The following is a 13,684-nucleotide window of genomic DNA, read 5'->3' as shown; positions in this document are numbered from 1 at the left end:
TTATTTCATCACTAAGCTTAAGCCTTGTCATAATGGTAAGGTCAAACACATTTTTGAAAAAATATACTTGACCTTACCATGATGTCAACCTATATGCTGTTGATAATAGATTGAACATGATAGAGGCTGTTATGAATTCAGAAAATAGTAAGTCTTATCTTTATAGTGAGACATTGCCCATTGAGGGTATGACTTGTGCTTCATGTGTGGGACGAGTAGAAAAAGCATTAAAAAAAGTTGAAGGTGTTGAAAATGCTGAGGTGAATCTTGCGACTGAAAAAGCCATGATTTCCTCATCTCAACCTTTAGACCTTATCGCAGTAACCAAAGCCGTAGAACGAGCCGGTTATAAGATCTTGGCATCTCAGCCGATTGAGCTGTCGATAGAAGGTATGACTTGTGCTTCCTGTGTTGGACGGGTAGAAAAAGCATTAAAAAAAGTTGAGGGCGTACAACAAGCAAACGTCAACCTTGCTACTGAACGCGCATGGGTACAAGGCAACGCTCAAGTACAGAGCAGCGATTTGATTCAAGCCGTTAAAAAAGCGGGATACACAGCTAAGCAGATTGAGCAAAGTGTGAGTGTTCAACAGGATAAAAAAGCCACGGAACAGCAACAGCTGAAACGAGATTTAATGATCTCTTTGATTTTGGCCGTTCCGGTTTTTATTCTAGAAATGGGGTCACATATGATTCCAGCTTTTCATATGTGGGTCGTGGACAATATCGGCACCCAACAAAGCTGGCTGATTCAATTTGTTTTGACGACGCTGGTTCTTATCTTTCCGGGAAGACGTTTTTATCAAAAAGGTATTCCGGCATTATGGCGTTTTGCCCCAGATATGAATTCATTGGTCGCGGTTGGAACACTGGCGGCTTATAGTTTTTCGCTAGTCGCAACATTTATTCCACAAGTTCTACCTGAAGGCACCGTGAATGTTTATTACGAAGCGGCCGCTGTGATTGTGAGCTTAATTTTATTAGGACGTTATTTCGAGGCAAAAGCCAAAGGTCGTACCTCTCAAGCCATTCAGCATTTGGTTGGAATGCAAGCAAAAACAGCGCGTATCCATCATAACGGACAAGTGACTGAAGTGCCGATTGCAGAAGTGACCACAGAAACGATCGTTGAGATTCGACCCGGTGAGCGTGTTCCTGTTGACGGTGAAGTTATTGAAGGCCAAAGCTACATTGATGAATCTATGATCACAGGTGAACCCGTTCCTGTCAAAAAACAAGTCGGTGATCAAGTGGTAGGAGGCACCGTCAATCAGAATGGGACCTTGAATTTTCGGGCGACTGCCATTGGCGACTCTTCGGTATTGGCGCAAATCATTCGTATGGTTGAACAGGCTCAAGGGTCTAAATTACCGATTCAGGCGTTGGTTGATAAAGTCACTATGTGGTTTGTTCCCATGGTCATGCTCTTAGCCGCTCTGACTTTTATAGTCTGGTTTATTTTTGGTCCTGAACCTGCTTTGACATTTAGTCTTGTCAACGCCGTTGCCGTCCTAATCATTGCTTGTCCCTGTGCAATGGGATTGGCAACCCCTACCTCTATTATGGTTGGTACAGGTCGCGGTGCAGAAATGGGCGTGTTATTCCGCAAAGGTGAAGCATTACAAGCGTTACAAGACGTTCAAGTCATTGCGGTCGATAAAACCGGCACATTAACTGAAGGTAAACCAACCTTAACGGATTTTTATGTCCAAAAAGGGTTTCAACATGAGCAAGTCTTGCGTATCGTGGCATCGGTTGAGGCAAAATCTGAACATCCCATTGCCGTAGCCATTGTTCAGGCTGCAGAACAACAAAATATCAGCTTATTACCGATTACCAACTTTGAGTCTGTGACGGGATTTGGAATCAAAGCGGAAGTGGCAGGTCAAACCATTCATATTGGTGCTGATCGTTATATGAAGCAATTAGAGCTTGATGTTACACCTTTTGAAAACGAGGCTGCACGCTTAGGACAAGAAGGTAAAACCCCACTTTATGTCGCGATTGACCAAAAGCTAGCAGCCATTATTGCCGTTGCGGATCCTATTAAAGACACCACTTATGCCGCTATTGCAGGTTTACATCAATTGGGCTTAAAAGTGGCCATGATCACAGGCGACAATCGCCATACCGCTCAAGCAATTGCAGCAAAATTACATATTGATCAAGTGGTCGCAGAAGTGTTACCAGATGGAAAAGTGGATGCACTACGTCAATTACAACAACAGTATGGTCGCATGGCTTTTGTTGGTGATGGGATTAATGATGCCCCTGCTCTTGCTCAAGCGGATGTCGGTCTGGCAATTGGCACAGGAACAGATGTGGCAATTGAAGCTGCGGATGTAGTGTTGATGTCAGGTAGTTTACAAGGGGTTCCTAATGCGATTGCTTTAAGTAAAGCGACTATCAAAAATATTCGACAAAATCTATTTTGGGCATTTTTCTATAATGTTGCTTTAATTCCAATTGCCGCAGGGGTTTTATATCCAGCGTTTGGAATTTTGTTGTCACCTATTTTTGCTGCAGGAGCAATGGCGCTATCCTCTGTTTTTGTGCTAGGTAATGCCTTACGCTTAAAGTATTTTCAGGTGCCAACGATTAAAGCATAGATTGTATTAGGATAGGGTTAAAGTCGCGATTCAAAGTAGTCATTTGGCTTTAACCCTTTTTATATCAGGAGGAAAGTTATGAATATCGGTCAAGCGTCAGAGCAATCAGGAATCTCCCCCAAAATGATCCGCTATTATGAGCAGATCGGGTTGCTTGATGCCGCAAAACGTTCGAATTCAGGGTATCGAATGTATTCTGAACAAGATATAAAAGACTTATGCTTTTTGAGACAGGCTCGTGATTTAGGTTTTTCCTCCAAACAGATGAAAGAGTTGCTTGATTTGCGGAAAAATACAGATCGGCAGAGTGCTGATGTTAAAAAATTGACACTGACACATATAGAAACCTTAAACCAAAAAATAGCTCAGTTGCAAGATATGGTGAGCTTATTACAGTTTTCTGCTGATCATTGCTCAGGTGATGAAAACGCAGAGTGCGCCATATTAGAAGATCTTGAACAGGGTAAATAAAATAAATTGCATTTGATCTTATCTATTTCCTTATCTATATATCGGTCTGAAAAATGCATACCCCAATAGAACCGCTAAATCCGGCGCCAAACTAATCATTAGAACCACCTAAATTAGACTGCTATAATGAAACTACTTATAACAGTCTAAAAGAACCATTATCGTATTGATTTGCTCACTAAACTATAAGATACTCGTTATTCCAAAGCTCGCGAACCAAAATCAAATCACGACCATTTTCTCTTAAACTCATTTAAAAACGTATCAACTTTTTCAGCCATTGGACTGTCAGCTGACATGGGCATATGCTCATAAGTCAGCTGCCTTGATTTTGGTGTTTTAAATTCAGCACCACTGGCATGTTCGCGGCAGACTTTTGGGTAAAGCGATTGCCAAATAGGATACGTGATGCTTTCGGCTTTACTTTTCAAATCCCAAAATCCTAGGCGCCGAGCCGTCTCAAAAACGACATCATGCGCGTACAAGCCTTGAGTTGCCGCTTTATAAGCGTCGCGCAAATCCGGATAATCAGACCTGACTGAAGCTAATGCCAGCAAATCACGCGCCGAGCTTGGCGGCCACTCCTCAAAGATCGACCGCGCTTTTGCGACTTGCCACTCTTCAGCGGTAGGATTAAGATGCATCACTACCCTTGCCCAAAGTATCGCCTTTTGAACCGGATAGTCTTTGGCGCAAGCCTTTCTGCCAAAATTTAACTGCCACTCGCCAAACAGTTTAACAATATCTTTGGTCAGATTCCTAAGTTTCTGATCGTCAGCATTAGGCGGTGCATGGCACGTGGTCGAAGAAGCGATCGACATCTTGCTGCGTTTGCTCGACATAGCTTGAAGCTTGATCAAAGGCATTTGACTGACGGGCTTTGGTTGTGTGAGCTTTTGCATCGCTTGCTCCTTTTTTATTTGATTTTGATTGATACTGACGATCGTTAATAATCCAATTGGTGAGAACGTCTTGACGGCGCTCCTCTGTCACAATCGGCCGGTTCAGCTGCTCTTGTTCTGAATAATAATTTTTGAATTTGGATAGGTGAGCCTCATAGGCCTTCAAATCTAAACTAAAGCTAGCTGAAGACTTTTTTAATAACTCATTAATTTTGATGAGAGATGGCGCTTTCCAGTATTTTATCGGCTCAATTTTTAAAGGCGCTTGAGAGAGAGTAGAGTTATTAGATGACGATAACGATGACGGGCATTCCTCAAGCATGTCGTTAGCATTGCTTGAGCATTCATAATCAGATGCTTGAGCATTGCTTAAGCTATCCTCATCTTGCTCATTTTTATTCCAGCGTGCCAAAGCACCTTTACGAGCGCGTTCTGATTTCACTTTTTTATTTGTGGTTGCCGTTTGTTTTTTCTCATCTAAATAGCTACTGATTAGCCTATCGTTTGACTTCTCAAAAATGCCTAGATCTAAAATGAGGGCAATAAAAGTTTTAGTTTTATTGAGCGATAAGCCAATGATTGCTGAGATGATTTTATAATCGTAAGGGATGGCGCCGTTTTTCCAATAGTCCATCATTAAAAGATATAAAGCTCCTATTTGCTCGGTGTTCAAGCGCGTGGTCATCGCGAGCATCTCACCAATATAAATCGGTAGCCAAATGCTAACATCGTCTGATTTACTCATGACCCTCTCCTTGATAAGTCGGTGTTATGAAAAAGTCATCAGCGCTATCAAGCCGCTCAAAAGTGTCTTTAGCTAACTGAAATAAGAGGTCAATCTTATGGCGGTCATAGCACTGCATGTCGCTAGGAACTACTTTTAAATCAAAAATGGCTAGTATCAAAGCAAATTGCGTCAAGCGGCTGTCTTTATTGCTCGTATCCAGCCACCGCCCAATTGTCGTAGTGTTGACCCCTACACATTCTGCAAGAAAACGATGCTTTTGCTTTGCGGCGCTTTGCAGTATTTGAGCTTGAATATTGCGTGAGTATGCAAGCTGTTTTTTGGATAATGAATGCATAGAACCCTCCAAAATATAAGGTAAGTTTAATTACCTATTAAATCACATAAAACTTACCTTCTCAACTGATAAGATTACTCTTATACATAGGAGAAATTATGCAAACTCTTGGTCAGCGACTATACAGGCTTAGAAAGAAAAAAAATCTTGCTCGAGATGCGTTAGGTGAGAAGATAGGCGTCTCTAAAACAGCTATAAAAAATTGGGAGGACAACGAAAACTTGCCTAAACTTGAATACTTGCAGCTTTTGGCAAGTTTTTTTGGATGCAGTATTGAGTATTTAACAAAAGGCGATGAAACAGAAAACTTTCTTTTGGATCATGATATTTTTTTTGCTCCAGTGTTGGATGATTTTGAAATTAGCGTTAGTCAAGACTTAAAACAAACTTCCATAAATAACTACTTACCAATTGTTATTACTGATTATGACGACGAAGTTTTTTGGATAAGTTTGACAAATAGCAGCATGAAACCTAAATTTCAGTCAAATGATTTAATACTAATAAGTCCTAGTCAAAAACCTGAGCCAGGTGATTATGTATTGGCACTTAATAGCTCAAAAGATGTTGTAATCAGAAAGTGGCGACCTTGTGGCTATGATGAAGCGACAGGAAAGGACTACTTTCAGCTCATCGCGCTTAACCCTGACTACCCCACCATTGATAGTAGATTTACCGATTTTGAAGTTTTAGGTGTCGCTATCGAACATCGAAGCAAGCTTAAATAACCTATGATTTATTATCCAAAATTGCTACCTCTTCGTCAGTTATCAATACCATATAGACAAAAAACCGTAGCAGAGGAGAAAATTGCCATTTATTATTTGTAGAGGATCTATTATCGATCAAGGCTATTCCAATATTGAGTGTATTAATATTATCTTTATTAATAGCTCGTAAGCCTTTAACGTCAGCAAAGTTACGATTATTTTGAAAATCCGTAAGATAACCAACTAGCCAGTTTTTCTCAGGAAGGAGCCGTTTAGCAATCTTAATAAAACGTTGGAACTCTTTGTTTTCTTTTATTGAAAAAGGTACAAAAGCTTTATTATAAGATAGGCGCTCTTGGCATATGGCTATAAACCATTGCCAGTCACCTAATGATTGATCTCGTAATTCTTGAGCGCGGTTTTGCAATGAGGACAGCAGCCGATAGTCGCTTTTATGTTCAATATGTTTTGGAAGACCATCTGCGCCAACGAATCTGGGATTACCGCGTTTTGAGAAAACATTGGCTACGCGCTGTGCTCGATTTATGATGGTCTGTGCATCCCTTAGAGGAATATTAGCAGTTATAGCAGCTTGTTCTAAAGAAGCACCTAATTTAATTTGCTGTAAGAGTAGCCAAAGACTATTGATGCCATATCGCATAAATAACGTTTCGACGCTATTTTGCGGACTGACTAAATCTGTCGTATTGTTAATGCTTAACTGAAGCGATTTAGATTTATGTTGACTAAGACGGCGGAATAATAAGTTACGGACGCTAACTAAGCTGATATTGTTATGCTCAATGATGGCGCCATTCTCTTTAAGTCGCTTCCTATCAAAACCGGTGATATTAGAAATGGTTTTAACAGGAAGCTCAATATTAGCCGCACTCAGCGCATAAGTTGCCATCAAAACAGCAACATGATTATAATATTCAAAACTGCGCTGCGGCGATAAATGTCCCATTATTCCAGATAAAGCATACCAGCGATCTTGAGCGTTAATATGTTCACCTAGAATACCATATTTGATACGGTTAATATCTTCTTCGTTATAGTCGGTCAATGCCTGAGCAAGCTCAATATCGCCGCATAGTACAAGTGATAGGTTGCTTACAGCAGTGTGCCGAAATGCATGAAAAGTTTGATTAAGAGTATCATCTTGACCCTTTGAGACATCTTTTAAAATGCGCTTTAGCAATTGCAGTGGCACATGGTCATCAATAGGGTTTTTTTCGGTTGATAATGTAAATATAAAATTATTAGGATTAAGACCGGCATTACTTTGTACATACCTTATAAATAACGCCAATTCATTGGGCTGAAGCAGGGCAAAAATAGGAAGTCTTCGATTACTGCCCGCTGTTTTTAATCCACGGTACGAATTACTGCGAACAACAAGTGATGGCTCCTTTGTAGCTAGTCCCTCTATATCAATATACCGAAGTCCAAGCAGCTCTTTTTTTCGCATTCCTGTTCGGTAAACAAGAATAAACATCAATGCGAACATCTCTTTTTCTAAAATGTCCACGCTATGCAAAATTTGCGCGATGATTGCATGGTACATACGAGGTGAAATCAGCTCAGCACGAACACGACGACCGCCTTTTTCATAGGAAATAATAACACGCGGCAAATTATATTCTGCATGGGCAAAGTTATGAAGGCGCTGTAACAGCTTGGCGTAATAAGATATGTCAAGATGACCGCGAGCTGTGGCTTTGTACTCTAAAATATCTTCATAAAGTATTTCAAAGTCGTCTTCGTCCCAACTTTCAATAGACTGATTTGCTGTAAAATATAGCCATTCGTAGCCAATACTTTTAATGTATTGTAGCAACGATGCATCTTTAATTCTCTTTGATGAATCATCTGCTAGAAAAGCTAAAATCCAGCTTATAAATATTTTTTCACTAACTGCGCTATACTGCTTACGTCGCTTTTCTATCCTCTCAACTAAAGTAGGAGGTTTGTGGTTCGTTTTTTTGTCTTTTAGTCTTGCTGCTGTTTTAAAGTCATTAACAAGGTCAGAGATTAGATCTGATTGCCGTATTTTTTTGCCATGCAAGCTTTGGTTATCTATTTCTTTTAAGCTATTCTTTGAAGTCTTAATATTCAGCTTTAAAATATCATCTAAGTCATATGTAATAGTCGATTTTTTATATTTATCTTCCAAAAAATGTTTAAAATTTGTTTCAGTTAGCCCTGATGTATTTTGTTTACCAGTAAGCACTGTTACTGAAGCTTGATCAATGTCAGCGCCATCTAGCATCTCCCAATGGTAACTTGCACAAGACAAAAGATTTTTAAATGTGATAGCCTGTAAGTCTTCAGCTTCAAGAATTGATTTTAGAACGCCCATTACGTAATGTTCAGCACCTTTTTCAAGCATTTCATTGACATTAATCTCACATTTTTGCTTTTGATATCGTATCAACCAGCATTGACTAACTAAATCAACAATAATCTGCTGAGTGTTATAGAGCTGATTTTGCTGATCATCGCGCTCATTGCCATAACTCTTTTGAGCAAATCGCGCGGATATGATTATGCGTTTGTTGATAAATGGCTGGTATTGACCATTTAGAATGGCTTCAAACCAGCCTTGTAGCATATATTTATCGTTGATGCCGCCGTAAATGACTGCGGAGTAAAGTAGCCATCCTAGTATCTCATTAAGGTCATAATCGCTTGTTTGTTCCCAGTGACTGCGTACAGCTTGTACGATTTTATTAATCTGCTTGCCTTTAGTAACCCAATTGTTGTTTATTACAAGTGAATTAAGCTTTTTGGGTAGTATGATATTAATATTAAGGTAATGATGATTAAAAAGCATAAAATGCTCATTTTGATAGTCAATAAAGCGATTGACAGCTCGATAGCCTTGTTTGATTCGCCTCTCTGTTTGACATATCTGCTTGACAGTTCGATGAACGTAGCTTTGGAATTTCGCAAATCCTTCTAAAGATACCGGTATAATACTGGCTTTTTGAAAATGTTTTTTGGTGGGTTTTAACTTATTAATATCATCAGGATAGAGCTGCCGCAACCGCTCCCATTCGGTTTGAAACTGAGCCAGTAGGGTGATTTCAAGCCGCTTGGTTTCATTGGCATTTTCCATAACTTTAGGATCAGGTATATATGCTTTTTTTCTGCCATCAAATTTTGCTAACTCATCAATAATTTTAGAAGGCTTAATATCATTTATTATCATGATAAATTTTGCTCATAACGATAACTTTGAATATTTATAGCGTTTAATCCTAACTCATTTGCGATGTCTTCAAATTCAAAGCTGACTTTTTTAATCTGAGATTTACTTAGGGAAGAAAAGCGACCCAACGCTTCTTGTCTGGCTTTTTCATGACCGATTACTGCATTGATAAGCACCATATCAACGCCCCGTTTTTCAAGCTGAGTACGCACAAAGTGACGTGTCCAGTAAGGGTTGGCATCGATGATGTCTTTGACCATATGATAGGCGTCACCACGTTTGATGATAGTAAGCGTATCAAAACTTTCTGATAATAATCGCAGCAGTGCCGAGTCGTCTTCTCGTTGTATTGCTTGAACGCATTCTCTTATTTTTTCCTTTGTTAAGTTACTCATTTGATAGTCATTTAAATAATTTTTATACTCTTTGAGTAAGCGTATTAATGTCGTGCAAAGCGGTATAAGCCGATGACTTTTTACTCTTCGATTTGGTTTGTCATCAATCATGAGCCAGCCTGTTTCTAAATCAATATCACTTATACGTCCAATACCGTTATTTGGTCGAACCCCTGTCAATAAGCAAAATGCAAACCATACTAAGATACTGACACGATTAAAATGAGTATTATCGTCAGTGCTATCAGTCGTCCATGTTTGAAGCTTCACAATGATGCTACGAACATAATCCATTGTGAGCGCAAACCCTGAACCTAACGTATATTTGTGCCAAGACGTAATGTATGACGTGTCAAAATGACTGTCTTTACCAAGTACAGTTAACGCAGATTTATAATGAGAAAAAACCTCTTCACTTAAATGGCTGCTATAATACATCGCTGGAGCTTGAGAAGCCGGAGATCGACAAATCAGGTCGGCAATATGAGAGTTGCTATTTTCTGTATAGCGAGACAACATAACTTGCAATGCTGTTTCAATACGATTTATCGATAAGTAGGGTAGGCAAATTTTGGTGCGCAGACCGGCGATGTAGCTTTGGATTTGCTCTTGTGATGGTAGTTCTTGATCTAAAATTTGATTAATCAGCCACGGTGGTAAAGGAATTTTAACAACATCAAATTTATTTTCATATTTGTTGCTATCGAACTCTTCTGACCGTTTAGTAATACCAAGCGAGTGTTGAATATAAATGCGGTTTAAACCAATCTTAAAAATGCTTGAATGACCGATATATCCTGGGATAATTAAGGATTTAACAGGCAAAGCTGTAATCATAGACAACAATAAAACTTGTGCACAAGTACGATTATCAAAATTATCTGTCGCTTGAGCATCTTGATAAAGCACGGAAAATAGCAGCTGATAACTGCTTTTTGGAAGTACGCGAACGTTTGAGTTAAGAGCTAAATCTTGTTGGGATATATGATTTTGCTGTAGTGATAAATCTATAGTTTGAAGAGGAACAGAGAACCCTTTTGGTAAGTCCGTATTAACTTCATAACTAATAAAGGGCGAACCATAATGATCTATCGTTTCTTCAAAGCTTGTCGTTAAATCTTCATAGCTTTCTGTCATTGGAGTATAAAACTGAGACGCAGTTGCTAAGTCATTACCTTCAAACCTGCCATTATTTGGTTCCCATTCTTCTTGGTCGTGATTTATTACTATATCTGCTGATTGAGTTGCAATATTGATCGGTCTTACATCTGTGATGGGTATTATTTTTATGTTTTTTTTAAGATAGTGGGCTTCTTGATAGGCTGCAATAATTTTACTAATTTGTCTTCTTGCAGGGTCAGATAAGGATTTTTTTTGAGTGGAATCGTCGTCCTTAGGCTCTAAAATATTTTCCAATGATGACAGTATGTCAGCTGGATTCATATTTGGCTTATCGAGCAGCTCACGCCAAATCCATGTTCGAGTTGCCGATTTTGAGAATTGAGCCAGTTTAAATTGCATTAGAATATTGTACGTATGCATTTTCTTATTATAATGCATAAGCAAAACCGCAGTGTGTAGCGCAATAGCCAGCCAGTATAGTTTTTTCTGAAAGCGCAAACTTTTAGGTCTTAGTGCAACATATTGCATTAAAATTAGAACTTGCATAATAAGCGGTTTTTTACTGAGCGCAGATTTGCCAATCTGCCTATCATGCATAGAAACAGGTTTATCACTCAGAATTGCTACCAAATTATCAATCAGTTGATTTTGAAGAGCGACATTACGATAGCATTTATGAACAGCGGTTACGATGTCACAGATAGCTATTACTGATTTCTCACGCCTATGAAAATCTTCATTTTCATTTAATTTATTAATCGTTTTTTTAATTTTTTGAATATCAATTTCTTCGCGTAATTGGTAATGGGATCTGACAAATCTAGCAGTTGACATCGGTCAAGCCCTTTTCACGACGTTTATAATAAGTCTGCTCATGAATATTAAGCTCCTCACAAAAAGTAGCGATCGAAAGACTCTTTTTATTAAATAATTGCTGCTTCATTTCTTGCGTCAAAAAGGCATTAATATGCTTATAAATCAGTTCAATATTTAAACTTTTACTGTATCTTACGATAATATCAATTAGTTCATAAAATGCGTAACGGATGCAAAAATCGGCTTCTATAATTTGACCCCATAATATTTTTTCTTTAGATAATTTGTTGTTTGAATTTAATTCTCCTAACAAATAAAAGATTTCAAAACTATTTATTAGCTGTATTTTTTCATCAGTTTTTATAACTACCGTAGGTTTAGCTAGAACCAGCCTTTGATAAATTGGAAAATTTTCTGAAAGGCTGATACGGGGACGAATGAGCTGGATATAAATATTAAATAGACCAATCACATCATTAAAAATTCCCACGGACTTTTTTTGTAATTGAGCAATAGTGATACTTTCCATATTCGGCATTCCCCTTGAATTAGTTAACCTCCACTCAAGCTATACCTTACGATTTTAATCAGCTTTATGGAAGTCGTTTTTAGTTGTAGACAGAGATAAACGTCAACAGTTGTCGCATGGCAATTAAATAAATGCGATGATGAAGGACGGTTTAGCAGCATTTATGATGCTTAGAGATTTCTAAGTCACCTATGCGGTGATGAAGATGCAGGAGACATCAATGGCTGCGGCATATCATTTCTAAGTCACCTATGCGGTGATGAAGGCGCCTTTCACTCCAAAAGTGTCGCTCTTATATTTCTAAGTCACCTATGCGGTGATGAAGTCGTTAGGTTCTAATATTGACCCAACTGTAGATTTCTAAGTCACCTATGCGGTGATGAAGATGTTAACAAAAGCGCTGATCTATCCACTTTCTTTCTAAGTCACCTATGCGGTGATGAAGTGTGACTACTAAAGCATGGCAATAATGATTCTTTTCTAAGTCACCTATGCGGTGATGAAGCCTATTACCTAAATCACGTTTAAGTAATGTAATTTCTAAGTCACCTATGCGGTGATGAAGTTGCTGAATGAGGCAAAAAATCCGGCGGCAATCTTTCTAAGTCACCTATGCGGTGATGAAGAAAATACGCTCAATTTCGCGGGTGGCAATCTTTTTCTAAGTCACCTATGCGGTGATGAAGAAGCTGCCATCGCTGTTCATTACCAAAAAATCATTTCTAAGTCACCTATGCGGTGATGAAGTGGTTTGCGTGTTTGCCAGACATGAATATTAATTTCTAAGTCACCTATGCGGTGATGAAGTTAAGCTCAGGCGTTCTATCAACCATTTGCTTTTTCTAAGTCACCTATGCGGTGATGAAGTTGCGGAAGTCGCTATCAACCATGGCTTTGTTTTTCTAAGTCACCTATGCGGTGATGAAGGCAAGATGGCAAAAGAAATGGCTGAAATTTATTTTCTAAGTCACCTATGCGGTGATGAAGAGTCTATAGCACTGACGCAAACAGTCTATCATTTTCTAAGTCACCTATGCGGTGATGAAGACTTAACTTCACAGCGATTGCGAAACATCGAATTTCTAAGTCACCTATGCGGTGATGAAGAAAGACGAAGTGGGTATCATATTAAGCGATAATTTCTAAGTCACCTATGCGGTGATGAAGCACCAATTCAGCTCCAAGCTTCAAACGTTGTATTTCTAAGTCACCTATGCGGTGATGAAGCGATTTTGACCGTTCTGATCCGCTTTTGTAGCTTTCTAAGTCACCTATGCGGTGATGAAGTCGGTACAAATATTGCGCTAGTGACCGCTGGATTTCTAAGTCACCTATGCGGTGATGAAGTAACCCAACACAGACAACCATAGCCATTAGGTTTTCTAAGTCACCTATGCGGTGATGAAGTAACCAACGTCCAAGCCTTAGCAAGCTTTGACTTTCTAAGTCACCTATGCGGTGATGAAGGATTCCAACCAGCTTGTTTCACAGCTTCGATTTTTCTAAGTCACCTATGCGGTGATGAAGGTTAATGCGCTCAATCATCGACCCAATATCAATTTCTAAGTCACCTATGCGGTGATGAAGTAACTGATGCGCTGAAAGTTAAAGATATAGTATTTCTAAGTCACCTATGCGGTGATGAAGGAAAAATACTTGCCTCGCGCCAACAGCGACTTTTTCTAAGTCACCTATGCGGTGATGAAGTTATCGTTTGTAGTGGCATAATAAACTTGGACAGCGCATAAGAGGTTTATACTAACCCAAAGAAGGAAAATAGTATGACCACCAAACGCAATCAATATACCCGAGAATTCAAATTAGAAGCCATCAG

9 protein-coding genes and 1 CRISPR repeat array are annotated in these 13,684 nt (G+C 39.0%); of the genes, 3 read left to right on the top strand and 6 right to left on the bottom strand.

What is annotated here, in order from left to right:
* The first annotated feature begins 131 nt into the window (after positions 1 to 131).
* Positions 132 to 2,609, top strand: coding sequence for a heavy metal translocating P-type ATPase (locus HF322_RS03290; RefSeq protein ID WP_169391995.1), 2,478 nt, complete (start codon positions 132 to 134; stop codon positions 2,607 to 2,609).
* A 78-nt stretch (positions 2,610 to 2,687) separates the two neighbouring features.
* A complete protein-coding gene (gene cueR / locus HF322_RS03285) occupies positions 2,688 to 3,080 on the top strand; it encodes a Cu(I)-responsive transcriptional regulator (protein WP_169391994.1) in 393 nt (130 codons plus the stop codon).
* A gap of 227 nt (positions 3,081 to 3,307) precedes the next feature.
* On the opposite strand, the gene HF322_RS03280 is transcribed toward cueR, so the two are convergent.
* The 3 genes from HF322_RS03280 to HF322_RS03270 all read right to left on the bottom strand — a co-directional run bounded on the left by HF322_RS03280 (position 3,308) and on the right by HF322_RS03270 (position 5,064).
* A complete protein-coding gene (locus HF322_RS03280) occupies positions 3,308 to 3,901 on the bottom strand; it encodes a hypothetical protein (RefSeq protein ID WP_169391993.1) in 594 nt (197 codons plus the stop codon).
* A complete protein-coding gene (locus tag HF322_RS03275) occupies positions 3,861 to 4,655 on the bottom strand; it encodes a hypothetical protein (protein ID WP_375138520.1) in 795 nt (264 codons plus the stop codon). Before HF322_RS03275 ends, HF322_RS03280 begins: the two co-directional genes overlap by 41 nt.
* Before the next feature lie 64 nt (positions 4,656 to 4,719).
* A complete protein-coding gene (locus tag HF322_RS03270) occupies positions 4,720 to 5,064 on the bottom strand; it encodes a hypothetical protein (protein ID WP_169391991.1) in 345 nt (114 codons plus the stop codon).
* A gap of 98 nt (positions 5,065 to 5,162) precedes the next feature.
* Here HF322_RS03270 and HF322_RS03265 point away from each other — a divergent pair, with 98 nt between their 5' ends.
* Positions 5,163 to 5,792, top strand: a complete 630-nt coding sequence (locus HF322_RS03265; protein WP_169391990.1) for an XRE family transcriptional regulator — start codon at positions 5,163 to 5,165, stop codon at positions 5,790 to 5,792.
* A gap of 1 nt (position 5,793) precedes the next feature.
* Here the strand turns inward: HF322_RS03265 and HF322_RS03260 are convergent, their stop codons facing one another.
* From HF322_RS03260 to HF322_RS03250, 3 genes are read right to left on the bottom strand one after another with little or no spacing between them, the layout of a single operon-like run.
* Positions 5,794 to 8,988, bottom strand: coding sequence for a site-specific integrase (locus HF322_RS03260; protein WP_169391989.1), 3,195 nt, complete (start codon positions 8,986 to 8,988; stop codon positions 5,794 to 5,796).
* Complete coding sequence (locus tag HF322_RS03255; protein ID WP_169391988.1) at positions 8,985 to 11,339, bottom strand: hypothetical protein; 2,355 nt, start codon at positions 11,337 to 11,339, stop codon at positions 8,985 to 8,987. Before HF322_RS03255 ends, HF322_RS03260 begins: the two co-directional genes overlap by 4 nt.
* The gene (locus HF322_RS03250) at positions 11,326 to 11,850 is read right to left on the bottom strand and encodes a hypothetical protein (protein ID WP_169391987.1); all 525 of its coding nucleotides are present in this window, start codon (positions 11,848 to 11,850) and stop codon (positions 11,326 to 11,328) included. Before HF322_RS03250 ends, HF322_RS03255 begins: the two co-directional genes overlap by 14 nt.
* A gap of 177 nt (positions 11,851 to 12,027) precedes the next feature.
* A CRISPR array of direct repeats spans positions 12,028 to 13,557; the repeat unit is 28 nt; unit sequence TTTCTAAGTCACCTATGCGGTGATGAAG.
* Between the last annotated feature and the right edge of the window lie 127 nt (positions 13,558 to 13,684).

Source organism: Psychrobacter sp. MF31, from assembly GCF_012847335.1.
Classification (GTDB): Bacteria; Pseudomonadota; Gammaproteobacteria; order Pseudomonadales; family Moraxellaceae; genus Psychrobacter.
This window is presented reverse-complemented; position numbering and strand designations above follow the sequence as displayed.

What these genes read in the sequence shown, in the direction of transcription:
- HF322_RS03270 (WP_169391991.1), bottom strand. Translation starts at nt 5,064, where the DNA reads ATGCATTCATTATCCAAAAAACAGCTTGCATACTCACGCAATATTCAA.
- HF322_RS03290 (WP_169391995.1), top strand. Translation starts at nt 132, where the DNA reads ATGAATTCAGAAAATAGTAAGTCTTATCTTTATAGTGAGACATTGCCC.
- HF322_RS03250 (WP_169391987.1), bottom strand. Translation starts at nt 11,850, where the DNA reads ATGGAAAGTATCACTATTGCTCAATTACAAAAAAAGTCCGTGGGAATT.
- HF322_RS03280 (WP_169391993.1), bottom strand. Translation starts at nt 3,901, where the DNA reads ATGTCGATCGCTTCTTCGACCACGTGCCATGCACCGCCTAATGCTGAC.
- HF322_RS03260 (WP_169391989.1), bottom strand. Translation starts at nt 8,988, where the DNA reads ATGATAATAAATGATATTAAGCCTTCTAAAATTATTGATGAGTTAGCA.
- HF322_RS03265 (WP_169391990.1), top strand. Translation starts at nt 5,163, where the DNA reads ATGCAAACTCTTGGTCAGCGACTATACAGGCTTAGAAAGAAAAAAAAT.
- cueR (WP_169391994.1), top strand. Translation starts at nt 2,688, where the DNA reads ATGAATATCGGTCAAGCGTCAGAGCAATCAGGAATCTCCCCCAAAATG.
- HF322_RS03255 (WP_169391988.1), bottom strand. Translation starts at nt 11,339, where the DNA reads ATGTCAACTGCTAGATTTGTCAGATCCCATTACCAATTACGCGAAGAA.